The organism is Ruegeria sp. CH8, assembly GCF_056536985.1.
Genome location: NZ_JBQFQR010000006.1, coordinates 137,545 through 163,829, shown reverse-complemented (window position 1 = coordinate 163,829; position 26,285 = coordinate 137,545). Strand labels below are relative to the sequence as shown.

Annotated in this window: 29 protein-coding genes; 12 read left to right on the top strand and 17 right to left on the bottom strand. The window is 58.4% G+C overall.

Going from position 1 to position 26,285, the window contains the following annotated elements; translation table 11 throughout:
• Positions 1–17 precede the first annotated feature (17 nt).
• A complete protein-coding gene (locus ACR0ER_RS09055) occupies positions 18–311 on the bottom strand; it encodes a hypothetical protein (RefSeq protein WP_170445934.1) in 294 nt (97 codons plus the stop codon).
• Between the two features lie 109 nt (positions 312–420).
• The gene (locus ACR0ER_RS09050) at positions 421–726 is read right to left on the bottom strand and encodes an excalibur calcium-binding domain-containing protein (protein ID WP_480768629.1); all 306 of its coding nucleotides are present in this window, start codon (positions 724–726) and stop codon (positions 421–423) included.
• 248 nt (positions 727–974) lie between these two features.
• On the opposite strand from ACR0ER_RS09050, the gene ACR0ER_RS09045 reads away from it, so the two are divergent.
• Positions 975–1,478: a HugZ family pyridoxamine 5'-phosphate oxidase gene (locus ACR0ER_RS09045; protein ID WP_480768628.1), complete on the top strand. Its 504-nt coding sequence runs from the start codon at positions 975–977 to the stop codon at positions 1,476–1,478.
• On the opposite strand, the gene ACR0ER_RS09040 is transcribed toward ACR0ER_RS09045, so the two are convergent.
• Positions 1,463–1,870 (bottom strand): universal stress protein, encoded by a 408-nt coding sequence (locus tag ACR0ER_RS09040; RefSeq protein ID WP_480768627.1) that lies wholly within the window; start codon positions 1,868–1,870, stop codon positions 1,463–1,465. The genes ACR0ER_RS09045 and ACR0ER_RS09040 overlap by 16 nt on opposite strands.
• A 65-nt stretch (positions 1,871–1,935) precedes the next feature.
• Positions 1,936–2,262, bottom strand: a complete 327-nt coding sequence (locus ACR0ER_RS09035; protein ID WP_170327094.1) for an antibiotic biosynthesis monooxygenase family protein — start codon at positions 2,260–2,262, stop codon at positions 1,936–1,938.
• A gap of 145 nt (positions 2,263–2,407) precedes the next feature.
• Here ACR0ER_RS09035 and ACR0ER_RS09030 point away from each other — a divergent pair, with 145 nt between their 5' ends.
• On the top strand, positions 2,408–3,070 hold the full coding sequence (locus ACR0ER_RS09030; protein WP_480768626.1) for a hypothetical protein: 663 nt from the start codon (positions 2,408–2,410) through the stop codon (positions 3,068–3,070).
• Positions 3,071–3,115: 45 nt separating this feature from the next.
• On the opposite strand, the gene ACR0ER_RS09025 is transcribed toward ACR0ER_RS09030, so the two are convergent.
• The 5 genes from ACR0ER_RS09025 to phhA form a co-directional block, all read right to left on the bottom strand.
• Positions 3,116–5,404, bottom strand: a complete 2,289-nt coding sequence (locus tag ACR0ER_RS09025) for a glycosyl hydrolase family 28-related protein (protein ID WP_480768625.1) — start codon at positions 5,402–5,404, stop codon at positions 3,116–3,118.
• A 142-nt stretch (positions 5,405–5,546) separates the two neighbouring features.
• Positions 5,547–5,948 (bottom strand): DUF4864 domain-containing protein, encoded by a 402-nt coding sequence (locus ACR0ER_RS09020; protein WP_480768624.1) that lies wholly within the window; start codon positions 5,946–5,948, stop codon positions 5,547–5,549.
• Positions 5,949–5,996: 48 nt separating this feature from the next.
• Positions 5,997–7,571, bottom strand: a complete 1,575-nt coding sequence (locus ACR0ER_RS09015; RefSeq protein WP_480768623.1) for a lysine--tRNA ligase — start codon at positions 7,569–7,571, stop codon at positions 5,997–5,999.
• Positions 7,572–7,691: 120 nt separating this feature from the next.
• Positions 7,692–8,045, bottom strand: coding sequence for a 4a-hydroxytetrahydrobiopterin dehydratase (locus ACR0ER_RS09010; RefSeq protein WP_480768622.1), 354 nt, complete (start codon positions 8,043–8,045; stop codon positions 7,692–7,694).
• Between the two features lie 7 nt (positions 8,046–8,052).
• Positions 8,053–8,853 carry a phenylalanine 4-monooxygenase gene (phhA, locus tag ACR0ER_RS09005; RefSeq protein WP_480768621.1) on the bottom strand — a complete coding sequence of 267 codons (801 nt, stop codon included), beginning with the start codon at positions 8,851–8,853 and terminating at the stop codon, positions 8,053–8,055.
• A gap of 108 nt (positions 8,854–8,961) precedes the next feature.
• Here phhA and ACR0ER_RS09000 point away from each other — a divergent pair, with 108 nt between their 5' ends.
• Positions 8,962–9,429: an Lrp/AsnC family transcriptional regulator gene (locus tag ACR0ER_RS09000; RefSeq protein WP_367646854.1), complete on the top strand. Its 468-nt coding sequence runs from the start codon at positions 8,962–8,964 to the stop codon at positions 9,427–9,429.
• Positions 9,430–9,509: 80 nt separating this feature from the next.
• Positions 9,510–9,932, top strand: coding sequence for a tellurite resistance TerB family protein (locus ACR0ER_RS08995; protein WP_170333511.1), 423 nt, complete (start codon positions 9,510–9,512; stop codon positions 9,930–9,932).
• 2 nt (positions 9,933–9,934) lie between these two features.
• Here ACR0ER_RS08995 and dacB read toward each other — a convergent pair whose 3' ends face one another.
• The 3 genes from dacB to ACR0ER_RS08980 form a co-directional block, all read right to left on the bottom strand.
• Entirely contained in the window at positions 9,935–11,413 is a 1,479-nt protein-coding gene (gene dacB / locus ACR0ER_RS08990; protein WP_480768620.1) for a D-alanyl-D-alanine carboxypeptidase/D-alanyl-D-alanine endopeptidase, read from the bottom strand.
• A 66-nt stretch (positions 11,414–11,479) separates the two neighbouring features.
• Positions 11,480–12,100 (bottom strand): nicotinate-nucleotide adenylyltransferase, encoded by a 621-nt coding sequence (locus tag ACR0ER_RS08985; protein WP_480768619.1) that lies wholly within the window; start codon positions 12,098–12,100, stop codon positions 11,480–11,482.
• 32 nt (positions 12,101–12,132) lie between these two features.
• The gene (locus tag ACR0ER_RS08980) at positions 12,133–12,603 is read right to left on the bottom strand and encodes an MOSC domain-containing protein (protein ID WP_480768618.1); all 471 of its coding nucleotides are present in this window, start codon (positions 12,601–12,603) and stop codon (positions 12,133–12,135) included.
• Positions 12,604–12,741: 138 nt separating this feature from the next.
• On the opposite strand from ACR0ER_RS08980, the gene ettA reads away from it, so the two are divergent.
• The 4 genes from ettA (at position 12,742) to ACR0ER_RS08960 (ending at position 16,929) form a co-directional block, all read left to right on the top strand.
• Complete coding sequence (gene ettA / locus ACR0ER_RS08975) at positions 12,742–14,409, top strand: energy-dependent translational throttle protein EttA (RefSeq protein ID WP_480768617.1); 1,668 nt, start codon at positions 12,742–12,744, stop codon at positions 14,407–14,409.
• A gap of 233 nt (positions 14,410–14,642) precedes the next feature.
• Positions 14,643–15,572 (top strand): esterase/lipase family protein, encoded by a 930-nt coding sequence (locus tag ACR0ER_RS08970; RefSeq protein ID WP_480768706.1) that lies wholly within the window; start codon positions 14,643–14,645, stop codon positions 15,570–15,572.
• Between the two features lie 421 nt (positions 15,573–15,993).
• Entirely contained in the window at positions 15,994–16,200 is a 207-nt protein-coding gene (locus ACR0ER_RS08965) for a cold-shock protein (protein ID WP_170333501.1), read from the top strand.
• 168 nt (positions 16,201–16,368) lie between these two features.
• Entirely contained in the window at positions 16,369–16,929 is a 561-nt protein-coding gene (locus tag ACR0ER_RS08960; protein WP_170333499.1) for a L,D-transpeptidase, read from the top strand.
• Here the strand turns inward: ACR0ER_RS08960 and ACR0ER_RS08955 are convergent, their stop codons facing one another.
• On the bottom strand, positions 16,930–17,568 hold the full coding sequence (locus ACR0ER_RS08955; protein ID WP_480768616.1) for an arylesterase: 639 nt from the start codon (positions 17,566–17,568) through the stop codon (positions 16,930–16,932).
• 47 nt (positions 17,569–17,615) lie between these two features.
• Here ACR0ER_RS08955 and ACR0ER_RS08950 point away from each other — a divergent pair, with 47 nt between their 5' ends.
• Together ACR0ER_RS08950 and ACR0ER_RS08945 are read left to right on the top strand one after the other, a co-directional pair.
• The gene (locus tag ACR0ER_RS08950; RefSeq protein WP_480768615.1) at positions 17,616–18,311 is read left to right on the top strand and encodes an ABC transporter ATP-binding protein; all 696 of its coding nucleotides are present in this window, start codon (positions 17,616–17,618) and stop codon (positions 18,309–18,311) included.
• Positions 18,308–20,836 (top strand): ABC transporter permease, encoded by a 2,529-nt coding sequence (locus ACR0ER_RS08945; protein WP_480768614.1) that lies wholly within the window; start codon positions 18,308–18,310, stop codon positions 20,834–20,836. The genes ACR0ER_RS08950 and ACR0ER_RS08945 overlap by 4 nt, the downstream gene beginning before the upstream one ends.
• Before the next feature lie 2 nt (positions 20,837–20,838).
• Here the strand turns inward: ACR0ER_RS08945 and ACR0ER_RS08940 are convergent, their stop codons facing one another.
• Positions 20,839–21,285 carry an RrF2 family transcriptional regulator gene (locus ACR0ER_RS08940; protein WP_475208072.1) on the bottom strand — a complete coding sequence of 149 codons (447 nt, stop codon included), beginning with the start codon at positions 21,283–21,285 and terminating at the stop codon, positions 20,839–20,841.
• A 95-nt stretch (positions 21,286–21,380) separates the two neighbouring features.
• On the opposite strand from ACR0ER_RS08940, the gene ACR0ER_RS08935 reads away from it, so the two are divergent.
• Positions 21,381–21,950 carry a gamma-glutamylcyclotransferase family protein gene (locus tag ACR0ER_RS08935; protein WP_480768613.1) on the top strand — a complete coding sequence of 190 codons (570 nt, stop codon included), beginning with the start codon at positions 21,381–21,383 and terminating at the stop codon, positions 21,948–21,950.
• 51 nt (positions 21,951–22,001) lie between these two features.
• Here the strand turns inward: ACR0ER_RS08935 and gltX are convergent, their stop codons facing one another.
• Positions 22,002–23,327: a glutamate--tRNA ligase gene (gltX, locus tag ACR0ER_RS08930; RefSeq protein WP_480768612.1), complete on the bottom strand. Its 1,326-nt coding sequence runs from the start codon at positions 23,325–23,327 to the stop codon at positions 22,002–22,004.
• Positions 23,328–23,445: 118 nt separating this feature from the next.
• The gene (locus ACR0ER_RS08925; RefSeq protein WP_480768611.1) at positions 23,446–23,880 is read right to left on the bottom strand and encodes a DUF1801 domain-containing protein; all 435 of its coding nucleotides are present in this window, start codon (positions 23,878–23,880) and stop codon (positions 23,446–23,448) included.
• Positions 23,881–23,996: 116 nt separating this feature from the next.
• On the opposite strand from ACR0ER_RS08925, the gene ACR0ER_RS08920 reads away from it, so the two are divergent.
• A complete protein-coding gene (locus tag ACR0ER_RS08920; RefSeq protein ID WP_480768610.1) occupies positions 23,997–24,929 on the top strand; it encodes an MBL fold metallo-hydrolase in 933 nt (310 codons plus the stop codon).
• A 4-nt stretch (positions 24,930–24,933) separates the two neighbouring features.
• On the opposite strand, the gene ACR0ER_RS08915 is transcribed toward ACR0ER_RS08920, so the two are convergent.
• Complete coding sequence (locus ACR0ER_RS08915; RefSeq protein ID WP_480768609.1) at positions 24,934–26,262, bottom strand: NAD(P)/FAD-dependent oxidoreductase; 1,329 nt, start codon at positions 26,260–26,262, stop codon at positions 24,934–24,936.
• Positions 26,263–26,285 lie beyond the last annotated feature (23 nt).

The window sequence follows — 26,285 nt, the reverse complement described above, 5'->3', positions numbered from 1 at the left end:
CGAGAATATGCAAGCGTTTAAAGGGCTTTATCCCAGTGGACGACCACGTCAAAACCGGCAGGGGACGGCGGGCCTTCAAGGAATTCTGCGAAATTCCCCCACAACTCGGCCACTTTGGGCGCGTTCGCGTTCGATGTCTCCTCGCTTTCGACAACTGCAACAACGTAACCGGTACCGTCCTCGTTCATGGCATTGGTAAAGCTGTGCATCCCGTTCATGCCCATAATCTGATCTTTAAGCTCATTCATTTTCGCTTCGGCGGCATCCCGCATGCCTGGCTTCATTTTGAACTGCGTAATACGTGCAAACATTTCTTTCCTCCCTTTCAGGGCGAAATCCCCCAAAGACGGCCGTAAGCGGCACGTCCGGCGCAGTGTAACACAGCATCGGTGAATCGCGCAGAGCCCTCGCAAGGACCAATCAGGGGCGAACGAACTTGGCGGTTCCGACCGTCCGGGATGGGCGCTCTCCAGTTTGCTGCGGGACCGCGTCGGCAACGGGGGCGGCCGCGATAGTGTCGCAGGCAACGCCATCGCCATCTGGATCATTACGCGGATGATACCCCGGGCCGCCGGTCAGAAACGGCCCCGGCGCAACGTTTTTAACCGCGTCACAACCCGCCATTGCAATCAAGTGGATCAAGGCCTCTTCGCGTTCAAAGTCGGAGGTTCGCAGATAAACACCCACGGCGATACCCATCGTTGTCACCGGCAGCATGAGGACCATGATCAGGATCCGAACCGGTGACAGCGCGCGCTTACGCAAGGCGTCTGCCCGCCTCTGGCGCTTCGATGTCTTGGGGAGTGTCGAATCTGTTTCGGATGTGTTGATCGGCATACCCTTCCACTAACCCGAGTTTGTGGCGAAACCGAGACCCAAACCCCGCCAGTTAGCGAGCCGAAACAAACCCTCGCAACGGGTGGGCGATGCCGCTATCCTTCAAAGGGTGCAGCCACCTTGGAAACACGTTTGTCATGAGTCTTGCCACCCCCTTTCGCCCGGTCGATGACACCGCCCGAGGTTTGGCCCGCGACCTGATTGAGAGCGCAACCTTTGGCGCCCTCGCCACCTTGCAACCGGGCAAAGCGGCACCGACGGTGTCGCGTATCGCACTGGCAATGGATGAGGCTGGCGGGCTGATCACCCTGATCTCAACCCTGGCGGATCATACGCGGGCCTTGCACGCCAATCCGGCCTGCGCCCTGCTGATCGGAGAACCAGGAGAGACCGGCGATCCCCTGACCCATCCACGTTTGACCCTACACGCCGAGGCCCGGTTCGTCGCGCGCGACAGTGCGGAACACGGCACCCTGCGTACACGGTATCTGGCCCTGCGCCCCAAAGCGAAGCTCTATGTCGATTTCACCGATTTCGGCTTTGTCCATTTTGAGGTTTCAGAGGCCGTGTTGAACGGTGGTTTTGGCAAGGCCTGGCGCCTTGCATCCGCCGATCTTGTGCCCGATCAACGCACCACGTGAACCGCGCAGGCGGCGTGGCGAACCACATGGTTCGCGGTTGAGCCCAACAGAAGATCCTGCATCCCCGGCCGATGCGATGCCATGATGATCAGGTCCGGTTTATGGGCTTCCGACCAATCCAGAATGGTGCGCCCGGAATGTCCTTCGATCACCACGCCCGTCGCGTTGGGCAGTTTCGCTGCCAACTCGTCCAGTTCGGTCTGGATCGCCTTGCGGGCTTCGCTCAGGTATTCGGGCGGCATGTAAGAGATCGCATAGTTCGGGATGTGTTCGACCACATGCAGCAAAGTCACTTGGGCGTCCGGTGTCGACAGGATCTCGGCCAGCTTCAGCGGCCCGGAAATATCCCGTTCAGCATCGAAAGAAATGGGAACAAGAATGTTATGATACATGGCGCGCACCTCCGTTTTCCTGCACCCATGTTGCGCGGGGCTGGGCGTTGATGCTTTGATCCAAGTCAGGAACTGCCAAAAGTCTCGGCCACGTCATACATCACCGGCTCAAAGCTTTTGCACAGCTCGTTGATCTTGCGGTTGCGGTCGCGCATTTCCGGAGTCCGCAGCATGGCCAGAAAATCCTCGCGGCGTTCCCACTGGGAATAGTTTGCGATCCGCGTCTGAGCGTCGTTCACATGCAACCCGGCGGAAACAAATCCCGGCTGTTTCGAGATGAACTCGGCATAGGCGTCGGTCAGTGCCTCCAGCAGATCGTGGCAGGTACCCGGCGTCATTTCAAAGGTGGTGATAACTGTCTGGACGCTCGCGCTCTTGGAAATCTTCGGCATCTGGATTCTCCTTATCGTTTCACAAGCTTAACACAGGAATTGCAAAGGTCTCGTGTTTCCTTTGCGGGCGAGACCTCTTTGTCGGTTTCCAAAAAATGAACAAGTTACTAACCCTCCGTTAACCATGCTGGGGGATTCTGCGCGCATGTGCCGGATCGTCCTTCTTTTGTCCTTGCTGCTTGCCGCCGCCCCGGCATTGCCCGGGGCGTGGCTGCGGGAAAAGGGTTCGGCGTTCACTGCGGCCTCGGTCACTGCCTTCAAGGACCCCGATGGCACGTATGACTACAAAACAGGGCTTTACGCAGAATTCGGATACCGACCGAAACTGACAATCGGGCTGGATTTCGAGGAGAATCGCGACCTTTACGGCCACGCACTGTTGTTTGCCCGGTTCCCGGTCGCAGAATTCGACAAGTGGGGACGATTTGCAGCAGAGTTGGGTGCCGGTGCCCATCACCGATACCGAGATGCCTGGGCGATGTACAAACTGACCCTCTCGTACGGCAAAGGGTTCCGGACCGGTTGGGGCAACGGCTGGGTGGCCATCGATACTGCTTTGGAATACCGCACACATGATGTCCTGCTCCGCAAAATCGATGTCACCGCCGGTATTTCCGGAGATCGACTGCTGAACCCTCTGATACAGATCGAAACGGCCTTTACGCCAGACCATTCGTTGTATTGGAGAGCCAGGCCCTCGGTCATGATCCGGACAAAGAACAGTTCGGCCACGTGGGTGTTGGGTGTTGAGCGAAATAACGCTCACAACGATACGGGTCTTAAGCTGGCAATCTGGAACGAATTCTGAATTCGGCAAATTGGCCGCCCAGTCACTGGGCGGCCAATCGGAAAGTCAACGTTCCATTCGCACCGTCGCGGAGACTTCGCCGCGCACAGCTTGAGGCCATCGTAGGGTAATCGCATCCCTAGATGAGCCCCGCTCAAGCTCTACATAAGGATTGGCAAAAGCCGTTGTTCCGAACACCGTTCTCAAGGGTCCCAATACCGTGACCGCATCGCAGCTGCGTGCACGACCACCAAACGGCAGTTGCCCCGAAGTCGAGACAGTCCACGCCTGCGATGTAGACCCTTGCGAGCGTTTGACCCGTAGCGGGTTCGAAGCTCGTTTATCCACACCGTGGAAGGTATTATTCTCAAACATTACGTTTCGATGCGCACTTTTGTTTAGATCCGCAAATGATGTGTCCACTCGCTCTGCTCGAGTGATGCTGCCACTTGAGGAGCGAAACTTGTTTCCGGTTACAACCACACCGTTCAGAAAGTGGCCCCCACCATGAGGGCGAATAACAATATAGCTAAACCAGGAAGCAACTTGGCTGGAGTAGAAAATATTGTCAGTGATGGCCATCGAACTGAACGAATATCCCGAAGTGTAAACAGGGTTTGCGTCCCATTCATTGGTCCACTGGACGAAACAGTTATCGATATAGTTGCCTGAAATGGTCGAGGTATTGTATGTGCCGATCATGACCAACCCGGCGCTGCGAACACCTTGCGGAATGCTGTCGCCCTGGAAAAAGTGGTTACCCTGGACCAAGTTGTTGGTACCACCCAAAACGGCAAAGTGCAGAAAACGCACCGCCCGATTGTGGCGCAGCTTGATGTCATTGGCGGTTGAGTTCAAGGCAATCGATTTGCGATCGGATACATCGTAGGATTCTTCGGTGGACAGGAACTGACAATTGTCGATCAGCATGCCCTGACATCCGGTCCCGATTGATGTGATCCCCCGGTCCTTGGGACGACTGATGAAACAGTTCGTCACGGCAAAGGTGCTGCCTGACGGGGCCAGACGGATCCCGCTGCTGCGGCCATTGCACTGGAATTCGATCTCTTCCATGCCGAACTTGCGCAGCGTGCTGAAACCGCTGAAGTCCAGCAGGTATTTGAAGGACAAAAAGGTAAAGGTTTGCGTGCCATCGGCATCATACATCGGCGCGTTCAGCGTGATTTCACCCGCGCCCTCGTTTTTGGAGCGGACATAGATCTCACGCCCAACCCCGCTACCCTGTACCAGTGCCCCGACAGGAATGTTGGCAATGTTGGCAACATTAACCAAGCGTCTGGGATCGTCAGGGTCGTAGGTCGCGACCGAGGTGAAAGTCTCGGTATCCCAGGCCGAACTGCTCTGGACGTCAAACTGGCCGTTGCGGATCACGCGACGGGTAGAAAACCCGCCTTGTCGGTTCGGCACCGCCGCGGCCATATCGATCGGCTCACTCACGGAAACCTTGCGGCCACCCAGATCAAGAGATTCATGGTCCGAGTTGTTCAGCAGGGCCTGAAACGCCTTTTTAAAGGCCAACGCTTCATTGCCGAAGGCGTTGATATAGGTTGGCAGATTAAAATTCTTGGTCAGCAGCAACATTTTGTCGTCTGGCATGGTGACCGTGCCTTCAAAGTCGATCTCGGACGCCATCGACGTGTTTTGAGCCAGCAAGTATGTCCCCTCTGGTACAAAAACCGTGCGCCCGTTCGCAGCCTGATCCGCCGCCTCAAAGGCCGCAGAGTCGTCCACCACGCCGTCACCAATGGCACCGAAGTCGCGCACATCGACAAGGCTGATCAGATTGCGCAGGAACACACTGGTGACATCAGTGATTTCGATGTCATCGACCCTTACGACAGCCCCGTTTGCACCGTCGATATCCAGCCCGAAATGTCCATACAGCGCCTGAACGCCCCAAGGCATGTCCACACCGGGGCGCTGTCCGGTGCCGACAATGGCGGTGATCTCATGTACCTTGCCATATCCAAAAAGCTGCGTTGCCGGTCCTTGCTCGGCCACGCCAGTGACCTGCACATCTCCGGCGCCACCGGCCCAACCAGCGATGCGAACTTCGGGCAGCGGACCACTAATCGCTTTCACCCTTGCCTTGATTTGGAGGTAACATCCCGGCAGCAGTGGCGTCTGCCCCATAAAGCGCAGACGCTGGGTGGCGCTGACCTTCAGGATTTCCAGACAGCCGCCGAAATCCGAGTCGGACGGGACAAACGCGCCTGTACCCGACCCGTCATAGGTGGGCGAGCCCGGCGTTCCGTCGCCGCTGGACCACACATTCAGACCGTTTGCGAATGCGGGCGGCATGAACACGATGCCGTCGGTGATTGCCTTGTTCATAGAAATCCCTTTCCCAATCGCACGAGCGGCGAGCCGCCACGCGCATAAACCCAGTGCCCGGGATCACGCGCCCCGAACGCAAAAGCCTGAGTACCGAAAAGGGATTAACCGCCACTCATGTCACCGTGACGGTGGTGTTGCTTCAGGCGGCTGGATCAGAGTTCCCCAGAAGCTGCACACCGTTGATCTTCCAGCCATTTTCAAGCGGCACCATTTGATAGTCAAGGATATGCACCCGGCCCGCGCCGTCGGTGACCATGACCTTCTGCCACAGTGAACCGGCCACTTTACGCAACTCCAAAAAGCGCACATCCGCAGGCCGCCAGACCATCGGATAGCCACGTTTGACCATCACCCCGAAGTTCTCAGGCGTTTGAAACAGTTGCTGAATGTTGGGGCTGGCAAAGGTGAAAGCGGTGGCGAAGTCATCCGCCTTGAAGGCCTGTATCTGCGCCGAGATATTGGCCTCGATCTCAGCGCTTTGGGCAAACGCACCCGAGGCCAAACCGGCGCTCAGGGATATAGCAAGCAATATACGACGCATGGGGCCACCTCCTGATGAAAGGGTAGCCCCACGCGGTATCAGGTCAAATCAGGCCAGCTCTCCGGCCAGAGCCTTGTCGATCAGAGCGATGGTTTCCGGTACGCCATAAAGCGCAATGAAACCACCGAAGCGCGGGCCTTGCGAGGCACCCAACAGCACTTCGTATAAAGCCGTGAACCAACCGCGCATCGGATCGAAACGCTCCCGTCCGATAGAGTAGACCACCGATTGCAGTGCTTCGTCTTCAATCGGACCGTCATAAGCCTCAAGCGCGGCTTTCAACGCTTCCAACGCCTCGCGTTCCTGATCCGTGGGTGCGCGATGCTTACGGGTCGGCTTGACGAAGTCGTTGAAGTAGCGCACGGCGAAACCGGCCGCCTGATCCAGATCGGGATGTGTCTCCGCTGTGGCCTCAGGTGCATAGCGGCGGATGAAACCCCACAGCGCTTCTTTGTCCTCGGCCCCGGAAACCGAGGCGAGGTTCAGCAGCATCGCAAACGGCACCATCAGAGTGGATGCCGGAACATTGCCGCCGTGGATATGCCAAACGGGGTTGTTCAACTGAGCCTTCAGGTCCTGCCCCGGATAAGCGCGCAATTGTTGATGATACTCATCGTACGCCTTGGGGATCACATCGAAATGCATCCGCTTGGCGGTCTTGGGCTTCTGATACATGAAATAGGCCAACGACTCGGTCGGCGCATAGGTCAGCCATTCGTCAATCGACACACCATTGCCGGACGATTTGGAAATCTTCTGACCGTTCTCATCCAGAAACAACTCATACGAGAAATGCTCGGGCGCACGGCCACCCAAAGCCCGGCAGATCGCGTCATAGATTTTCTCGTTTGTCGCGTGTTCCTTGCCGTACATCTCGAAATCAACGCCCAGCGCGGCCCAGCGCGCGCCAAAGTCCGGCTTCCATTGCAGCTTCACGTTACCACCGGTGACCGGAACGGTCCATTCCCTGCCCGTCTCATCATCAAAGGTCACGGTGTAGGTCTCGGCGCAGACCTTTTTCATCGGCACATACATCACCCGCCCGCTCTCGGGGTGCAGAGGCAGGAAGATGGAATAGGTTTGCTGACGCTCTTCGCGCAGGCTTTTGAGCATGATCGCCATGATCTCGTCATAACGTTCAACCGCGCGCTTGAGGATTTCGTCGAACTGCCCGGATTCGTAGAACTCCTTGGCCGAGTAGAACTCGTACTCGAACCCAAAGGTGTCCAGAAAACGCCGCAGCATCGCGTTGTTATGCTCGCCAAAGCTGTCGTATTCGCCAAACGGATCTGGCACCGAGGTCAGTGGACGTTGCAGATGCTGTTCCAGAATTTCTGGATTCGGCACATTGGTCGGCACCTTGCGCATCCCATCCAGATCGTCCGAGAAACATATCAGCTTGGTCGGGATATCCGACAATGCCTCGAATGCACGCTTTACCATCGTGGTTCGCGCAACCTCACCAAAGGTGCCGATATGCGGCAGGCCCGAGGGGCCATAGCCGGTCTCAAAAAGCACGTATCCCTTTTCTGGAGCACCCTTCTGATAGCGTTTGAGCAACCGGCGCGCCTCTTCGAAAGGCCAGGCCTTGGACGACATCGCGGTTTCACGCAGTTCAGACATCAGATTTGCTCCATCGGAAAAACAGCGCCGGTCGCCCTTTGCAACCGACCGGCCCCTCCTATTGTGCCGGTGCAGCATGAGTCAATAAACTGCGGGGTTTTTCCTGATGGGAAGGCCGATTTACGCGGTCAACTGGTCCAGTTTGGCGGCCCAGATAAAATCATTCTCGCTGAGACCGCCAATTTCATGGGTGGTTAGTTTGACGTCTACATAATCCCAGCCGAACGAGACATCCGGGTGATGCCCCTGCTGATCGGCCAGCCAGGCGCAGAGATTGGCCAGATAGGTTGCCTTGGCAAAACCCTTGAACGTGTAGTGACGGCTGAGCTCTTTCGCCTCAGTATCCAGCTTCCAGTCGGACGAGAGTTCGGCCATGTGGGTATTGGCCTCGTCTCGTGTCAAAGCCGGAATGCCGCCGGAACATGGCACACAGCTTCGGTCCGAAAGGCTGCAGGTTTCTCCTGATGTGGTCATGATCCGTTCACTCCGCTGCTGTTGCTTTTTCGGGGAACTTGTTCGGCAACAATCCAAGGGATTGCGCCTGACGCACATCCGCCAGCAAATCTCGGTCGGCGGCGGCAAACAGTTCCTCGGGTGAGTTTAGCACGAAATAGCCCATCTGGTGCATGTCGATCCGATAGGGCGTGCGCAGGATCGTCAGGATATCGAACGGATCTCGGTCGGGAATGTCGCTCTCCACGGCGTAGACCAATTCAGTTGGCGAGGACGCGAGGCCAGACCCCAATGCCCTGATCTCACCATCCTGTCGGCGCAGGCCGAACTCGATCGAGAACCAATATAGTCGGATCAGCCAGGAATAATCCTTGTCGCTCGCCTGTACGCCGGCCTTGCCGATGGCATGGCTAAAGGCCGCAAAGCGCGGATCGCTCAGCAAAGGCGTGTGGCCGAAAATCTCATGAAAGATGTCTGGCTCTTCGATGTAATCGAAATCTTCACGCGACCGGATGAAGGATGCGGCGGGAAAGACCCGGTCAGCCAACATGCCAAAGAAGGTCTTGAAACCGATCAGCGCAGGCACCGGCTGCACCCGCCACCCGGTCATGTCCATCAGCCGCTCCGAGATATCGGCGCAGGACGGTACACGGTTTTTCGGCAGCTCAAGACGTTCCAGCCCAGCGAGGTAATCGCGGGCCATGTAGCGCTGCACATTGTTCTCTTGCGCAGCATAAAGATCGGCCCAAACCGCGTCTTCCTCACCCGTATAAGCGATATGGCCACGCGCATCGGCTATCTTGGCGACGTATTTGGTCGATTTTGGCATCACTTTTTCCTCCTTAGGAAAAGTATAGCCATGTGAACTGACTGTTTTATTTGGTTTATCGGGGATTTGCGGTTAATTTGGCAAATACGTATCGCAGAGGCATCAATTGTGAAACAAACGCTTCAACCCGCTGATATTGCCATCCTGCAGCAGCTGCAGACCGATGGACGCCTGTCGATGCAGGAGCTTGCCGACCGCACTGGCCTGTCGGCCTCGCAATGCTGGCGGCGAGTGCGCGAACTGGAGGCATCCGGCGTTGTCTCTGGTTATATCGCGCAGGTGCGGGCCAAGTCCGTCGGGCTGGACGCCATCGCCTATGTCCACGTAGCCTTGCGAGACCATCAAGAGGACAACATCACCGCGTTCCTGCGGCTGGTTGAGACCGAGCCGCAGATCGTCGAATGCGCCTCGATCACGGGGGATCATGACTTCATCCTGAAGGTCTATGCCAAAACCCCCGAAGACCTTGAGCATTTCATCATGCAACGGCTGCTGAAGTCAGGGCTGGTGCGCGACACCCGCAGCAATTTCGTGTTGCGACAGACCAAAACGCGGGGACCACTACCCATTCTGTGAACCAATCCGGCAAAACCCGTTGAACCTGCGCGCCAGCCCTCCTATCGTGCGGGCGCAGAAAGCCCAATCAGGACGAGACCATGACCGAACAAGTACCCCACCCGATGTCCCCACAGGATTGCCTTGTCGCGATCATGGTTGCGGTCTCTGCCTCGGATGAAACAATCCGCACCGCCGAGCTGGTCAAGATCGAAGGCGCAGTCAACATGCTTCCAGTCTTTGCCGAATACGATATCGACCGCACCCGTCGCGTATCGCAAACCGTGTTCGACCTGTTCGAGCAAGAGGATGGTTTGGACGCCCTGTTCGGTCTGATCCGCGACAACCTGCCCGAGCGGCTACACGAAACCGCTTATGCGCTGGCCTGTGACGTGGCTGCGGCCGACGGAACACTTGCGGAAACCGAGCTGCGCCTGCTGGAAGAAATCCGATACGAATTGAACATCGACCGCCTGCACGCCGCCGCGATCGAGCGTGGTGCACGGGCGCGTCACACGACCTGATCTCAACTGCCTGCCAACATCCCCCAGCGTTCGATCAGAGCGCGTTGCAGCCTACGCGATCTATTGTTCCAGCTGCGTGCGCCATCCGGGCGCTCACGTAGTGCACGGGGGATGGTCGCGCGGTGATCAACATCAGCGGTGAAAATGGCAAAGGCCAGCTCTGATCCATCCGGCGCGGTGATGAACCCGCCTAGCCCGGACACGAAATTCAGCGTCCCGGTCTTGGCGTCCACCCTGATCGGATGGTCCTTAACCAGCCGCCCCTGACTGTCTGCTAATGTGAACTTTTTCAATAACGGCCGTAGCGCCCCGTCTTTTTTGGCCTCTACCAGTGCCGTAACCAGATCTGCAGGTGCAACGCGTGATGAATCGCCAAGCCCCGAGTGGTCCACCATTGCGATCCCGCTCACACCATAGGTTTCTGAGGCCCAACGATTCATCTCCGCTGCTGAATCAGCTAGGCTTTGGATATCCGCGCCACGCGCCTTCGAGGCCGTCATTCCAACCATTTCGGCAGTTATATTGGTCGAGTATTTCAGCATACCTCGCAAAATACTGTCCAGCGGATCACTCTGATGCACCACAAGAACTGTGCCCGTCGGAGCTTCGCGTGTGATCTGTACGCGACCCAAAACGATACCGTTCGTGCGCGCCAAGGTGCGGAACACGTCCCCGGCATAAAGAGCAGGTTTGCGAACAGGCAACCAGCGCGCACCGCCATCCCCCAGCGCGCCCCTCGCAACAGTCCAGCGGTCTTGTCGGGCGCTGGCCTGATAGGTGTAGATAGGCAAACTTCGCTTTTCGACCTGCATTGATGCCATATCCACGGATGGCCTGTAACGGGCCGTTTGGGCATCCATGCTCACATTGTATCCGTTGCTCCCACGCTTCCATTCGAAATGTACGCGGTTGAAATTCAGAGAAATACCGCTGATGGCGGGGCTGTATCCCAGGTGATCCGGTTGCCCGGGGTCGATGCTGAACACATAAGGAAGCGCCCCGTCGTAAACCTTGAAAGCGCCGCGTACTTCGACAATCCCGGCCTCACGCAAGTTGGCAGTCATCGTGGCCAGATCATCGGTGTCCAGCAGTGGGTCTCCGCCGCCCACAAGAATCAGGTCACCCTTAAGCACGCCATTCTCTATTGGACCATCGGCCATCAAGGCTGTTTCAAACCGGTAGTCGGCCCCGAGAACATCCAGCGCATAAAGCGCAGTCAAAGCCTTGGCGACACTTGCAGGGGGCAGTCCCTGATCGCCATCAAAGGCTTCGAGCTGAGCACCCGTCTTCGCATCAGCGACGGCAAAGGCAACCTCGCCCCTAAGCCCTGCGGCCTGAATGAGTCGCTCAGCTCCGCTGGGCAGTTCGCCCCGCAGTTGCGGGCGCAACGATTTCACAGGGGCTTCAGCCAGAGCCGAGCCAGCTAGAACCGATGCCCCCAATCCGGCAAGAAACAGACGACGCGAAAGACGATCAACCATGGGTCAATTAAAATCCCAGAGATCAAAAACACACAACCATTGAATGTGATTATGCGCCGATCATGGCTATTCAGGCAACACTCCGTCGCCCCATTCACCTCGCGTGCGCAACTCGGTCGAACTGACATCGACCATCGGTACATTCACGAAACACCACGCCGGGGCCTGCGCCCGGCCCAACAGATGCCGCGCCTGGCCGTCGATGCGATAGCGCGCATAAAGCCGTGCCGCAGGCGACATCCGGGCCGAGATCCGATCCCCCGGCCGCGCCACCACACCGACCGGGACACTGTCCATGATCCGTCGCCAATCCTTCCAGCGGTGGAACTGCGCCAGATTGTCGGCGCCCATCAGCCAGACGAACTTCACCTGCGGGTAAAGCTGTTGCAACGCTGCCAGCGTGTCCGCTGTTGCACGCGTTCCGGTCAGCGCTTCGATATCCGTCACCTTGACACGTGGGTGCTGCATGACGTCTCGTGCCGCCTCGATCCGCCGCTTTAACGGCGCAGGACCGCGTTCCTTCAAGGGATTGCCCGGAGACACGAGCCACCACACGCTATCCAACCCAAACGCCTTAATAGCCTCAAGCGTGACATGTACATGCCCCTTGTGCGGTGGATCAAAGGACCCGCCGAACAGCCCAATGACCTGCCCGGGCCGTGCATATGGTATGGTGCTGCGCAACATCCTTTGCTGTTGTTCAGAACTGACGGGCGTTGTCAATCAACAGGTTGTACAGGATCACCCAACCTGACCTGCCCGAACTGCACTGCCTCGGCACACCAGCCCCCATGCCCGCGCACGGCGGAATAGCCCCCCTTGCCCAACGCCTCCTCCATCCGGCTGCAGGGCGCGCAGATGATGGTAAGGCGCAGAATGGCCTCACCCACCCGCACCTGACGACCCTTGAGGGCCGCCAGATTGATCCCAGAAACCACCAAATTGCGCCGTAGCGCGTCAGGTGTGACAAGCCCCTGCCCCAGATACGCGCCAATCGCCGCAAGATGTTCCTGTTGGATCAGAGTCACCGCCCGTTTGCCCGCGCGGCCACGGTCGCCGGAAAGCCCATCGGCCGTCATCATAGCCGCGTCAACAGCAACCATTTGCGCCCGACGCTCAGGCCGAAGGCCAATCCATTCCACCCGACCGGGCCGCGCCCAGCCCGCTATCAACTCTGCCAGTTCCGACAATCCGTCCCCCGCGTCCAACTGCGCCAATTTAACCGAGGCTTTATCAATGCGAAATTCACAAAACCACCAGCTTGCCCCGCCCGCCCGGCTTAGATATCTAGCGGTTTAACCCAATTTCCCCGACCCAGAGGACGCGACATGGCCGCCTATCAATATGTCTACCACATGCAGGGTGTCTCCAAGACCTATCCCGGTGGCAAGAAGTGCTTTGAAAACATCCACCTGAGCTTTCTGCCCGGTGTGAAAATCGGTGTTGTCGGCGTCAACGGCGCGGGTAAATCGACGCTGATGAAGATCATGGCGGGCCTCGACACCGACTTCACCGGCGAGGCCTGGGCGGCTGAGGGTGCAAAGGTTGGCTATCTGCCGCAGGAGCCGCAGCTGGATGAGTCGTTGTCGGTCCGCGAAAACGTCATGCTGGGCGTGGCCGCGAAAAAGGCGAAGGTCGACCGGTTCAACGAAATCGCCATGAAGATCGCCGAGAACTACTCGGACGAGCTGATGGAGGAAATGACCACCCTGCAGGACGCGATCGACGCGGAAAACCTGTGGGATCTCGACAGCCAGATCGACGTTTCGATGGAGGCGCTGCGCTGCCCGCCGGACGACGCCAACATCGCCAACCTGTCGGGGGGTGAGAAACGCCGCGTTGCGCTCTGCAAGCTGCTGCTGGAAGCGCCCGACATGCTGCTGCTCGACGAACCGACCAACCACCTGGACGCCGAGACCATCGCCTGGCTGCAACAGCACCTGATCGACTACAAGGGCACCATCCTGATCGTCACCCACGACCGTTACTTTCTGGATGACATCACCGGGTGGATTCTGGAGCTCGACCGCGGCCGCGGCATTCCGTACGAGGGCAACTATTCCGCATGGCTGGAACAAAAAGCCAAACGCTTGGAGCAGGAAGCCCGCGAGGACAAGTCCAAGCAGAAAACCCTGCAGCGCGAGTTGGAATGGATGCGTCAGGGCCAGAAGGCCCGTCAGGCCAAATCCAAGGCCCGGATCAACGCCTATAACGAGCTGGCAGAACAGTCTGAACGCGAAAAGCTGACCCGCGCGCAGATCGTCATCCCCAACGGCCAGCGCCTTGGCGGCAAAGTGATCGAGGTCGAGGGCCTGTCTAAGCACATGGGCGACAAACAACTGATCGAAGGGCTGGACTTTGCCCTGCCCCCCGGCGGCATTGTCGGCGTTATCGGCCCCAACGGTGCCGGTAAATCGACGCTGTTCAAGATGCTCACCGGTCAGGAACAGCCCGACAGCGGCACCATCACGCTGGGCGACACGGTGGAACTTTCCTATGTCGACCAGTCCCGTGACGACCTCAAGGACAACGACACTGTATGGGAGGCGATCACCGGCGGCGCCGAGATCATCCAACTGGGCGACGCTCAGGTCAATTCGCGCGCCTATTGCTCGTCCTTCAACTTCAAGGGCGGCGACCAGCAGAAAAAAGTCTCGCTGCTGTCAGGCGGTGAGCGCAACCGCGTCCACATGGCCCGCCTGCTGAAAGAGGGCGGCAACGTGCTGCTGCTCGACGAACCGACCAACGACCTCGACGTCGAAACCCTGCGAGCGCTGGAAGACGCGCTGGTCGATTTCGCCGGCTGCGCCGTGGTCATCTCGCACGACCGTTTCTTCCTCGACCGCATTTGCACGCATATTCTGGCCTTCGAGGGTGACGCCCATGTGGAATGGTTCGAGGGCAACTTCGAAGACTACGAAGAAGACAAAAAGCGCCGTCTGGGACCGGACGCGCTGGAGCCCAAGCGGTTGAAGCATAAGAAGTTTGCACGATAACTGGGCCTCGAACCCTAACTTTCTACGTCGCGCCAGGAACAAAAATCGGCGCGGCGAAGGAGTGGTGAACCAGAAAAATTTTTGCTAAAAGATTTGGGCAATAAGGGAAGTTTTGTTATCTGGTGACAGACTAGTGCGCCTGGGTAGAGTTTTATGAGAACTGGTATTGTCCGCGTAATTTTGGCATCGACATAAGTGACTACTTTACGGCAGGCCATCGCTTTTTGGATTGTGTGGAATTAATCTCTGGTACTCTACGTAGCGAAATTGAAATCATTGATGTCTACAAAGCTTGCACGACTGTAATTCTCAGGTTTTCTGACCATCTGAATGCTGAAAAGTTCGTAGAAACGCTATCAAAGAGGGGCACGCTTCCACCAGAAACGGCGGTCGAAATTCTTCAGGCACACAGAACTTTGTTGGAAGATTTCAAGCTTAAAAACGCAACTTTGGCGGGCGATAATCCGAAACCAAGCTCGGATCCAAAAGGTCATCTACTGATTTTTGTTCATGGTTGGCGGGGCAGTGGCGATTCCTTTGGCGATCTACCGTATTTTCTAAAGCAACTCTCTGGATGCGAAACAGCAGTATTCGAATATGATTCAGAAGTGCTGGGGCACTCATCACCGCCAACGTTGATAAGTGGTCGACTAGAAAACTTGCTTCGAAACAAATTATTCGAAGGTTATTCTTCCTTAGGTGTAATCGCACACAGTTTAGGAGGAATAATAACTCGAGATACCATTGGCAGTCAGCATTTTTTGCCACGGCCATTTACAGAAAAAGTAAAGTTCCTATGCTTTATTGCTTCCCCGCTTTCGGGAGCATGGTTAGCGAAACTGGCGAAGTACGTGCCAGCCGAATCTGCGCGACAGATATCATTGGCGTCCCCGAATGATGAACAATTATTACGCATAACAAGAAGCTGGAACAATTTCTCCAACCAAAACCCTGTCCTAAGAAAGAATTGTAGGTCTATCTTTGCTGAAAGGGATGCTGTTGTTGATTACGCAAGTGCTATCGGTGGGGATTCGCAGGCAATTCCGATGCTAGGTACCGATCACTCCAGCATCGTGCGGCCAACTTCACCAGATCAGGAGATAGTAACAACTCTATTCAGATTGCTAAGTGAAGCGGGTTTGGGTTCGCGAGCATCGTTCTAAGGAGGGGCGTACTTTTACGTGCCTCCTGCGCGAATTGAAGTTACCTTTGGCTGACGGCAATACTCATTTGCCGCCTAGGTGATCATCAAGCAAAGGTAGGATGGGGTTTCGGTGACCTCACCACTCCACTCCGGATCAACCCGGCCTGCGCGAATATCGCGATGGATTGACGAATACGGCCGGGCCGAAGGTGAAATTTCGTCGGCGGATTCACGTTAAAATCACCCGTTACGCCCTGAATTCATGGCATATCCCACTCAATCCACCCTTGCCACACGCCCACCCCGATGCCATATCCAAAGGGCTAACGTTTTTCTATTTCGACCCACTGTCTCCTTTTACGGCGCTCAGTCACTCGATCCAGACTACGACGCCAGGCTGCCGCATCCACGTGGGCAGCACCAAACAGGAGACAACGGATATGCCCGCAGGCACCGTAAAATGGTTCAACACCACCAAAGGCTACGGCTTTATCGCACCCGAAGATGGCGGCAAAGACATCTTCGTTCACATCTCGGCCGTGGAACGCTCGGGCCTTACCGGTCTGGCCGACAACCAGAAAGTCACTTACGAGCTGCGCGAAGGTCGCGACGGCCGCGAAAGCGCCTCTGACATTCAGCTGGCCTAAGCTTTTGAAAGGGTGAGGGGATTTCCTCACCCTTTCACCTTCCTGCCGCAGCATGTGTGGCAGTCAGAATACATCACGTTTACGTTATGTAATCCCGGCGATTGACCGGATCGGCTATCATTCCGACATTGGGTTCAAGATTTGTCTTTTGTTTTGAAGAGAGCTGCCATGTTCACGCGCCGTACCTTTCTGACAGCGACCGCTGCCGCCACCCTTGTGCCGGGCGTTGCTGCGGCAAAGAAGAAAGCTGTCGAATACGATCCCACACCGCAATTTGTCCGCATCAAAAAGCAGTTTCAGCCGGGTCAGTTGCTGGTCGCGCCGCGATCATTCTACCTTTACTACGTTACCGAGCCGCGCAAGGCGGTCCGCTATGGCTGCGGAGTGGGCAAGGCCGGGCTGGAATTTACCGGTACTGCCACAATCGACGTCAAGAAAGAGTGGCCGACCTGGCGCCCCACCGACGAGATGATTGAGCGCGAACCGGTCACCTATGCCCGGTTCAAGGACAATGACTATGTTCAACCCGGCGGCGGTGACAACCCGCTGGGCGCGCGGGCGCTGTACCTGTTTCAGAATGGTGTCGATACCTATTTCCGCATTCACGGCACAACGCAGCCACAGACCATAGGTCATGCGGTCTCAAATGGCTGTATCCGCATGATGAACGAACACGTTATCGATCTCTATGAACGTGTCCCGATCGGGACCGTCGTGACCGTCGTCTGATCACTGCTGGGCCGCTGCGATTAGCTCCAGCACGTAAGGTCCCAGGCTTTCAACGATCAAAGCCACGCCTTCGGCGTTTGGATGAATGCCGTCCGGCTGCATATAGCGACGAGCGGCATCGGGATCGCCTTCAGCGGTCAGGCCAGAGAAAAAGCTGGGGGCGTAGCCGGTTTCGTACTGCTCCGCCAGATCCGGATAGATGGAATCAAACGCTTCTTTATAATCGGCGCCATAGTTCCCCGGTGCCTGCATCCCGACCAGTAGGGTTTCGACATCCGCCGCGCCCGCCGTTTTGACAATCGCCTCAAGGTTGGTACGCGACACTGCCGGGTCGATCCCTCGCAAAAGGTCATTGCCACCCAGTGCCACGATCATCCCGTTCACTTCTGGCGTCAACGTCCAATCCACCCGCGCCGCGCCGCCTGCTGTGGTGTCTCCGGACACACCGGCGTTGATCAGGCGCACATCCGCGCCCTGCGCCTGCAGCCACCGGTCCATCTGAGGCACAAAGCCATCCTGTTCAGGCAGCCCATAGCCTTGGGTCAGCGAATCCCCTAAAGCTGCGATCACCACCTGCTCGGCTGTGGCCGCAAAGCCGCAGAACATATACAGCATCGACATCAAAGCCTTGCGCAACATCAGAACCGCTCCATATCCCAAATGACTGCCCCCATCCGGAAAACCTCATGACGACACCCGTTCTTTCGCTCCAAAATGCTGCTTTGTCGCTGGATGGCAATGCCGGCCGGGTGAATATCCTACATGACATCTCTTTGACCGTATCCAAAGGTGAAACATTGGGACTGGTTGGGCCGTCTGGGTCCGGAAAATCCTCGCTGTTGATGCTAATGGGCGGGCTGGAACAGGCGACCGGGGGCGAAATCGCCGCTTTGGGCCGTGACCTGACCGGGATGGACGAAGACGCGCTGGCCCGGTTCCGGCGCGATTCAATGGGGGTTGTATTTCAGAACTTCCACCTGATCCCGACCATGACCGCGCTCGAAAACGTGGCCACTCCGCTAGAACTGGCCGGGCACAAGGATGCCTTTGCCCGCGCCGAGGCCGAACTGGACGCGGTCGGCCTGTCTCATCGATGCGACCACTACCCGGCGCAATTGTCGGGGGGTGAGCAGCAAAGGGTGGCATTGGCGCGTGCATCCGCTCCGCGCCCGCAGATCCTGCTGGCGGACGAGCCGACGGGAAATCTGGACGAAACCACCGGTGCGGCCATCGTTGATTTGCTGTTCGACTTGCGTGACAGGCACGGCGCCACGCTGGTTCTTGTCACCCACAGCCACAGCCTGGCACGTAAATGCGACCGCGTTATCCGCTTGCGGGACGGCACTATCGCAGAAGACGCGAACCAAGAGGCCGCGGAATGAGCCTGCGTCTGGCCGGGCGTCTGGCGCGCCGGGAACTGCGCGGCGGAGTGCGCGGCTTTCGCGTGTTTTTAGCCTGTCTGGCGCTGGGGGTGGCTGCCATTGCGGCCATCGGCTCGGTCCGGTCCGCGATCCAGACCGGGTTGACGCAGGAGGGCGCAGCACTGCTGGGCGGGGACGCGCAGTTGGAATTCACCTATCGCTTTGCCAGCGACGACGAACGCGCATGGATGCAACAAGCCGCGACGGATGTGTCCGAAGTGGTCGATTTCCGCTCGATGGCCGTTGTGGAGCATAACGGGCAGTCCCAGCGCGCTCTGACACAGGTAAAGGCCGTAGACGCGGCCTATCCGTTGCTGGGATCAGCCAAGCTGGAACCCGACCAACCGCTCTCTGCTGCGCTGGACGACCAGCAAGGCTTGCCCGGAGCGGTCATGGACCCGGTGTTGATGGACCGATTGGGCTTGTCTGTTGGCGACCAATTTGCGCTTGGTACACAAGACTTCGTACTGACGGCGGCTTTGATCCATGAACCGGATGGTGCCGCGGACGGGTTTGGTTTAGGGCCGCGTACTCTGGTTCGGACCAAGGATCTGCTGGCCTCCGGCCTGTTGGCGCCGGGGACATTGTTTTCCACCAAATACCGGCTGAACCTGCCGCCGGGTGCCAATCTCGAAACCTTGTCCGCTGAGGCCAAACAAAGCTTCGAAGGCACCGGAATGCGCTGGACCGATGCGCGCAACGGCGCGCCGGGGATTGCCGAGTTTGTCGCGCGTCTAAGTGCGTTTCTGGTTTTGGTCGGCCTTTCCGGTCTGGCCGTTGGCGGCATTGGCGTTTCTGCCGCCGTCCGCGCTTATCTGGCGCAGAAAACCGATACCATCGCCACGCTGCGCACGTTGGGCGCGGATCGCGCGACGATTTTCCAAACCTACATGATCCAGATCGGAGTTTTGTCGGGGATCGGCATCGCATTGGGGATTGCGCTCGGGGCGATTCTGCCCCTGTTGCTGGCCCCGCTGATTGAGGCCCGCCTGCCGGTTCCGGCTGTTTTCACGCTCTATCCCCGCCCTCTGGCCGAGGCTGCGCTGTACGGCCTGCTAACCGCGTTCCTCTTCACCCTATGGCCCCTCGCCCGAACCGAGGAGGTCCGCGCCGCAACCCTATTCCGCGACGCGCTGTCATCGGCGCGTGCTCTTCCACGCACAGCTTTCGTGGTTGCGACCGGAATCGGATTGGCCCTGCTGATCGCGTCTGCCGCGTGGTTCAGCGGCTCGGTGCGCCTGACCCTCTGGACCGCCGCAGGGCTGGTCGGCGCGCTGGTGCTGCTGTCCCTGTCCGCCCTTGCGATCCGCAAACTGGCACGCATCAGCACCACATCCGCTCGAGGCCGCCCTGCCCTGCGATGGGCTTTGTCGGCGATCTCGGACCCGCGTGAAGGGGCCGCCTCGGTTGTGCTGTCGCTGGGGTTGGGGCTTTCGGTGCTTGCCGCTGTTGGCCAGATCGACGGGACCCTGCGTAATACGATCTCCGGCAATCTGCCCGACGTGGCCCCGTCGTATTTCTTTGTCGACATTCAAAAAGATCAGATGCCCGGTTTTACCGAACGTTTGAAAACCGACCCCGCCGTCAGCCGCATCGAAAGCGCCCCGATGCTGCGGGGGATCATCACTCAGATCAACGGCAAACCCGCCCGCGACGTCGCCGGTGATCACTGGGTGCTGGACGGGGATCGGGGCGTGACCTATTCCGCCGCCCCGCCCAAAAACGCCCGCGTCACTGCAGGGACCTGGTGGCCCGAGGATTACTCCGGCTCGCCACAAGTAAGTTTCGCCGCTGAAGAGGCCGAGGAAATGGGCCTGTCCATTGGCGACAATTTGACAGTGAACATTCTGGGGCGCGACATCACCGCCGAAATCACTTCTCTGCGCGAGGTCGATTTTTCGACCGCAGGCATTGGCTTCATCATGTCGATGAACCCTTCAGCACTTGCGGTCGCGCCGCACAGTTTCATCGCAACCGTCTATGCCGAGGAACAGGCCGAAGCCGCCATCCTGCGCGATCTGGCGGGCCAGTTCCCCAACATCACCGCAATCCGGGTACGCGACGCTATTGACCGCGTCTCGGGCCTGTTGGCCGGGCTGGCGGCAGCAACGTCCTACGGGGCAGGAATATCCTTAATGACCGGTTTTCTTGTTCTGATCGGAGCCGCCGCCGCAGGCGAAACCGCGCGCCGCTACGAATCCGCGATCCTGAAAACGCTGGGCGCAGACCGGCGGCGCATATTGATCAGCTTTGCTCTGCGTTCGGTCCTGCTGGGCGCAGCGGCCGGGAGTGTTGCCCTGCTGACCGGCATTCTGGGGGGATGGGCGGTCGCCACCTACATCTTCGACACCGGATTCTCGGTCATCTGGACCTCAGCCCTGAGCATCGTTCTGGCCGGTATCTTTTTGACCCTGGGCGCGGGCCTTGCCTTTGCCCTGCGTCCCCTAGCCGTACGTCCGGCCCGCATCCTGCGGGCCAGCAACTGATCTCAGCGCACGCAGGCGACCGGTTGCAGGATTTGCAGCAACTGGTCGTTGTCGCACACAAGCGCATCCAGCGTGATTTCATCCAGCGAGGCATAGAACACCTCAGCCGCGTCCTGCAGGGCCAGCCGCAACCGGCAGGCATCTGTCAGAGGACAGGTGTTGTCGGCATCGGCAAAGCATTCGGCGATCGGCAAGTTGCCTTCGACATGGCGGAACACCGAGCCGATGCGAATTTGATCCGCCGGACGCGCCAGCGCCATGCCGCCATTGCGGCCGCGTTGCGTGCTCAGGTAGTTAAGCTGGCTCAATTGGTTGATCACCTGCGCCAGATGGTTTTCCGAGATGTTGCACACATCGGCGATTTCGGCCTTGGTCACCAGCCGATCCTGATGCGCCGCGCAATACATCAGCAGGCGCACCGCGATATTTGTCCGTTTGGTAATCCTCATCGAGACCTCCCAAATTTCAAGATGCGACCTTATTGCATGTCCGGCAAAAAAGCGGTTTGACATACATCAATCGCTTGGAAAGGAACTGACGGCGCATGGCAGACCCTTATTTCTTTGGCTATGGCAGCCTCGTGAACCTTGCGACGCACGATTTCCCCAACCCACTTCCGGCGCAACTGAAGGGATGGCGACGAGCCTGGCGGCACACCGACCTGCGCCCTGTGGCCTTTCTGACCGCTATCCCGGACCCTGAGTCTCAGATCGAGGGGATGATCGCCCATGTCCCGAAAAACGACTGGGCGGCGCTGGACGAACGAGAATGGGCCTATGACCGGGTGCCCACGACCCACGCCGTCACACATCCCCTGACGCATCGGGTCGAAATCGCCGTCTACGCAGTGCCGCAGGGCCGCCATACTGAGCCCAGCAATCGTCATCCGCTGCTGCTCAGCTATATCGATGTGGTCGTGCAGGGGTATCTGCGCACTTTTGGCGAGGACGGTGCGGACCGGTTCTTTGCCACGACAGATGGATGGGAGGCGCCGATTTTGAACGACCGGGCCGAACCCCGCTATCCGCGTCACCAGCAGTTGAAAACGGGTGAGACCGAATTTGTCGATGACCGCCTGAATCGTTTGTCGGTGTCTATCGTACAGACCGCATAGAAAAAGGCGGGGTCATTGAACCCCGCCTTTCTGAATTCTGTGCTGTTGCGGTCAGCCGCGCGCGCGGATCACCTGAAGCAGCGGCAGCAGAGCCGCCATTTCCGGCCCACGCTCCATGCCTGTCAGCGCCTTGCGCAATGGCATGAACAAGCCCTTACCCTTGCGACCCGTGGCCTCTTTCACGGCTTTGGTCCAGGTGCCCCAGGTCTCGCCATTGAACGGGCCTTCGGGCAGCAAAGCGACGGCCTCGGCGATGAACTCTCGGTCTTCGTCGTCGATCAGGGGTTCCGCCCCGTCGCGGCAAAGTTCCCACCAACCTTTGAGGTCAGCCAGAGTGGTGATGTTCTCGCGCGCCATGGCCCAGAAAGGTTCGGCCAGTTCAGCCGGGACGCCCGCATCCGCCACCGCATCGGCCACGTCGGCCAAAGACAGCGACTGAAGGTGCTTTGCGGTCAGCGGAAATAGGTCCTGCACGTCGAACTTGGTCGGCGCCGAGCCAAAACGGTTCACATCGAAGCCTTCGATTAGCTCGGCCATATCCGAGCGCAGCTCGACCGGATCAGACGAACCAAGGCGCGCCATTAGGCTCAGCAGCGCCATCGGCTGCACGCCCTGTTCACGCAGATCGCGCAGCGCCAGAGTGCCAAGACGTTTCGACAGTGCCTCACCCTGCGGGCCGGTCAGCAGCGAATGGTGTGCGAACCGCGGGCAGGTGCCGCCCAGCGCCTCGATGATCTGGATCTGTGTCGCGGTGTTGGTCACATGGTCCGAGCCGCGCACCACATCGGTCACGCCCATCTCGGTGTCATCGACCACGGACGCAATCGTATAAAGAACCTGACCGTCTCCGCGGATTAGAACCGGATCGGACACCGAAGCCGCATCGATTGAGATATCGCCCAGAATGCCGTCGTTCCACTCGATCCGCTCGTGATCCAGCTTGAAGCGCCAGACACCATTGCCACGCTCAGCCCGCAGCGCCTCTTTCTCGGCGTAGGACAGGTTGAGTGCGGCGCGGTCATAGACCGGCGGCTTGCCCATGTTCAGTTGCTTCTTGCGTTTTAGATCCAACTCGGTCGGCGTCTCGAACGCCTCATAGAACCGGCCCATCTCGCGCAGCTTGTCAGCGGCTCCGGCATAGCGGTCCAGCCGGTCCGACTGACGTTCAATTCGGTCCCAATGCAGGCCCAGCCATTCCATATCCTGTTTGATCGCGTCGACATATTCTTCTTTCGATCGCTCAGGATCGGTGTCGTCGATGCGCAGGATGAAGGTGCCTCCGGCCTTGCGGGCGATCAGATAGTTCATCAAAGCGGTGCGCAGGTTGCCCACATGGATGTAACCGGTGGGCGACGGGGCAAAACGGGTGGTGGTCATGGAGTTCTCCTGTTGGCGCGGCTCATGTCACAGGATGGGCGTTTTGTCCAGCAGATGCGGGAAACGCGCCGGGCGGCGCGTGCCTTCGGCGAGAGTTTTTGGGAAAAGATAAAGCGGATCAGACTGGGTGAACCGGCCAATGCCGCTCCAGATCCGCAAGTCCGGCGCGGATCAGTTCGGACAGAACGTTCAGATCAATATCCGCCAGTTTGTTCACATAGAGACAGGACTTGCCAAGCTTGTGCTTGCCCAACCGTGACAGGATATCCCCAAAATCCGCGTAGCCGGGCATGATATAGATCGACAACGCCGCCTTGCGTGGCGAAAAACCAGTGGCCAGAAAATCGCGCTCGCGCCCGGATTTGTAGCGATAGTGATAGCGGCCATAGCCAACTATCGACCCGCCCCACATAACCGGCTCGAACCCGGTCGTTTCGCGAAAAAGTGCGTCCAGTGCCTGAGCGTCGGCAGCTTTTGACGCCGGTTCAACGATCGACAAAAAGCGCGCAACGCTTGCTTTGGTAGGGACGGTTTTGTTTTCTGATCGCGGCATGAACAAAAATTAACACGACATGTTCATCCACGCAGCCCACTTCATAGGGGTATAGTCTGGCAAGAGAGTCGCGCCGAGCTACTTCACCCCCAGGTGTTCTGACAGGGAGAACCACAATGACCATCAAATTCACACGCCGCGCCGCACTGGGTTCCGCGGCTGCATTGCCATTTGCCGCTGCTGCAACCCCGATTTTGGCTGCGGGAACTGAGACCAAAGCAAACTCGACCGTCGCCAAGTCGTTCACGCTGGGCGACTTCACAGTCACCACGCTGCTGGACGGCAGCCTGCCCCGCGATGGCGCCCAAGAGATTTTCGGTGGCGGCGCTTCGGATGAGGATTTCGCCAAGGTTTCGGCCGACAACTTCATCTCTCCGGACGTGGCGCAGTTCTTCTTTACCCCGACGCTGGTCAATACCGGTTCCGAACTTGTGCTGTTCGACACCGGCTTGGGTCAAGGTGGCATTCAGGCCGCGCTGGCGGATGCGGGTGTCACGCCGGATCAGATCAACGTTGTCGTCATCACTCACATGCACCCCGACCATATCGGTGGCATGACCACGAATGACGCGCCGACCTTCCCCAATGCACGTTATGTCACCGCTTCGCCCGAATATGATTTCTGGGCCGCGCAAGAGGCAGGCAATCGCGTCGGCGATCTGGTGGCCGCCAAGGTGACCCCGCTGGCTGAAAAGATGACCTTTATCGAAGACGGCGGCGAAGTTGCTTCGGGCATTACTGCTGTCGCAGCTTATGGGCACACGCCCGGCCATACGGTCTATCATCTGGAAAGCAATGGTCAGCGGTTGATTCTGACCGCCGATCTGGCGAACCATTATGTCTGGTCCTTCGCCCACCCGGAATGGGAAGTGCGTTTTGACATGGACAAAGCCGCCGCGACGGCATCACGCCGCAACGTGCTTGGCATGCTGGCCGCCGACAAGGTGCCGATGATCGGCTATCACATGCCCTTCCCTGCCGCTGGCTTTGTCGAAAGCCGTGGCGACGGGTTCCGCTTTGTACCGGTCAGCTATCAGATGATGGGCTAGACACTCAGTACCCCGGATCCGGTCGCACCTTTGAGCCATCCGTGAAACGGGACAGGCGGAAGGCGGCCGGATCGACGCAAGGCGCAGTTTCGGCGACCAGATCGGCCATCAAGCGGCCTGCCGCTGGGCCAATGCCAAACCCGTGACCCGAAAACCCTGTTGCGATGAACATGCCGGGAATCTGATCCACCCCCGAGATCACCGGCACCGCGTCCGGTGTGACGTCAATCAGGCCCGCCCAGCTTTGGACAAGTTCGGCCTGTTCCAATACCGGGAAACTTTTGCGTGCCGCGGCCCAGGCTTGCCGCAGTGCCTTGGGGGATGGCTCAGGGTCCAGCACGCGGCAATGTTCGAACGGGGTGACATCCGTAGGCAGCCAGATCCTGTCCTGCTGCGCTTCGATGCCCCAGCGTTTTGACAGACGAAACCGCAGCGACCGCCATTCCTGTGCAAATGCAGGTAGAAACTGCCGCGCCAGCCGGAAACTGTCAGGCACAATGTCCACCGTGTTTTCATGCCCCGACGCGATGGAATAGCCCCCATCGCCCCGTTTACGTATGGCAAAATCGTTGGACCATAGCGCCGCTTCTGGCCCCTCGGCCGGCGAGGTTCGCAACACCGTGTTCAAAACCTTGAGCTGCGGCAGGTCTATGCCTGCATTCCCTGCAAAAAGACGCGACCAGGCGCCCCCGGCCAGCACGACATAGTCACAGGCCACGCGGCCGCGTTCGGTGAAAACCCCCGTGATCCGGCCTTCCCCGGTATCGACGCTGCGGACGGCACAATTGGTCATCAGAACAGCGCCGCGATCACGCGCAGCCTCGGCAATTGCGGGCGCGGCCAGTTGCGGTTCCGCCCGACCGTCCTGCGGCATGTATAGGGCGCAGTCATAGGGGATTTGATTGCCCGGCAGCAGGGCGTTTAACTCGGCCCCTGCGACGATCCTTGCGCCAATCTGCAGCCCCTCAACATGGCGCAGCCACCGTTCCAGATTGCCACTGTCCCGCTTGCCCGAAGCACCGAACAAAATGCCCGCACGCGTATATCCGGTTTCCCGCCCGATACGTTGATCCAACCCCTGCCACAGGTGTAACGACTCGACCATCAGCGGAATCTCTCGTGGGTCGCGCATTCCCAATCGGACCCACCCCCAGTTGCGAGAGCTTTGCTCGCCTGCGATCTGCCCTTTTTCACACAGCAGAACCGAAGCACCACGTTCGGAAAGCTCCAAAGCCGTTGATGCCCCTACAATACCACCGCCAATGACAACTACGTCCACGGTTTTAGGCAGGTGCAGATCGGGCTCAACGGGGGTTGGTTTGGGACCTGGCATCGACCGCTCGTAACTTCATGGCT

Excerpts from the sequence above, each read along its gene's own strand:
- ACR0ER_RS09020 (WP_480768624.1), bottom strand. The coding sequence starts at position 5,948 with ATGCGTCGTATATTGCTTGCTATATCCCTGAGCGCCGGTTTGGCCTCG.
- ACR0ER_RS09045 (WP_480768628.1), top strand. The coding sequence starts at position 975 with ATGAGTCTTGCCACCCCCTTTCGCCCGGTCGATGACACCGCCCGAGGT.
- ACR0ER_RS08985 (WP_480768619.1), bottom strand. The coding sequence starts at position 12,100 with ATGTTGCGCAGCACCATACCATATGCACGGCCCGGGCAGGTCATTGGG.
- ACR0ER_RS09040 (WP_480768627.1), bottom strand. The coding sequence starts at position 1,870 with ATGTATCATAACATTCTTGTTCCCATTTCTTTCGATGCTGAACGGGAT.
- ACR0ER_RS08940 (WP_475208072.1), bottom strand. The coding sequence starts at position 21,285 with ATGAGGATTACCAAACGGACAAATATCGCGGTGCGCCTGCTGATGTAT.
- ACR0ER_RS08935 (WP_480768613.1), top strand. The coding sequence starts at position 21,381 with ATGGCAGACCCTTATTTCTTTGGCTATGGCAGCCTCGTGAACCTTGCG.
- ACR0ER_RS08960 (WP_170333499.1), top strand. The coding sequence starts at position 16,369 with ATGTTCACGCGCCGTACCTTTCTGACAGCGACCGCTGCCGCCACCCTT.
- ACR0ER_RS09055 (WP_170445934.1), bottom strand. The coding sequence starts at position 311 with ATGTTTGCACGTATTACGCAGTTCAAAATGAAGCCAGGCATGCGGGAT.
- ACR0ER_RS09025 (WP_480768625.1), bottom strand. The coding sequence starts at position 5,404 with ATGAACAAGGCAATCACCGACGGCATCGTGTTCATGCCGCCCGCATTC.
- ACR0ER_RS08920 (WP_480768610.1), top strand. The coding sequence starts at position 23,997 with ATGACCATCAAATTCACACGCCGCGCCGCACTGGGTTCCGCGGCTGCA.
- dacB (WP_480768620.1), bottom strand. The coding sequence starts at position 11,413 with ATGGTTGATCGTCTTTCGCGTCGTCTGTTTCTTGCCGGATTGGGGGCA.
- ACR0ER_RS09050 (WP_480768629.1), bottom strand. The coding sequence starts at position 726 with ATGGTCCTCATGCTGCCGGTGACAACGATGGGTATCGCCGTGGGTGTT.
- ettA (WP_480768617.1), top strand. The coding sequence starts at position 12,742 with ATGGCCGCCTATCAATATGTCTACCACATGCAGGGTGTCTCCAAGACC.
- ACR0ER_RS09015 (WP_480768623.1), bottom strand. The coding sequence starts at position 7,571 with ATGTCTGAACTGCGTGAAACCGCGATGTCGTCCAAGGCCTGGCCTTTC.
- ACR0ER_RS09035 (WP_170327094.1), bottom strand. The coding sequence starts at position 2,262 with ATGCCGAAGATTTCCAAGAGCGCGAGCGTCCAGACAGTTATCACCACC.
- ACR0ER_RS08945 (WP_480768614.1), top strand. The coding sequence starts at position 18,308 with ATGAGCCTGCGTCTGGCCGGGCGTCTGGCGCGCCGGGAACTGCGCGGC.
- ACR0ER_RS09030 (WP_480768626.1), top strand. The coding sequence starts at position 2,408 with ATGTGCCGGATCGTCCTTCTTTTGTCCTTGCTGCTTGCCGCCGCCCCG.
- gltX (WP_480768612.1), bottom strand. The coding sequence starts at position 23,327 with ATGACCACCACCCGTTTTGCCCCGTCGCCCACCGGTTACATCCATGTG.
- ACR0ER_RS08925 (WP_480768611.1), bottom strand. The coding sequence starts at position 23,880 with ATGCCGCGATCAGAAAACAAAACCGTCCCTACCAAAGCAAGCGTTGCG.
- ACR0ER_RS08995 (WP_170333511.1), top strand. The coding sequence starts at position 9,510 with ATGACCGAACAAGTACCCCACCCGATGTCCCCACAGGATTGCCTTGTC.
- ACR0ER_RS08950 (WP_480768615.1), top strand. The coding sequence starts at position 17,616 with ATGACGACACCCGTTCTTTCGCTCCAAAATGCTGCTTTGTCGCTGGAT.
- ACR0ER_RS08915 (WP_480768609.1), bottom strand. The coding sequence starts at position 26,262 with ATGCCAGGTCCCAAACCAACCCCCGTTGAGCCCGATCTGCACCTGCCT.
- ACR0ER_RS08955 (WP_480768616.1), bottom strand. The coding sequence starts at position 17,568 with ATGTTGCGCAAGGCTTTGATGTCGATGCTGTATATGTTCTGCGGCTTT.
- ACR0ER_RS09010 (WP_480768622.1), bottom strand. The coding sequence starts at position 8,045 with ATGACCACATCAGGAGAAACCTGCAGCCTTTCGGACCGAAGCTGTGTG.
- ACR0ER_RS08965 (WP_170333501.1), top strand. The coding sequence starts at position 15,994 with ATGCCCGCAGGCACCGTAAAATGGTTCAACACCACCAAAGGCTACGGC.
- phhA (WP_480768621.1), bottom strand. The coding sequence starts at position 8,853 with ATGCCAAAATCGACCAAATACGTCGCCAAGATAGCCGATGCGCGTGGC.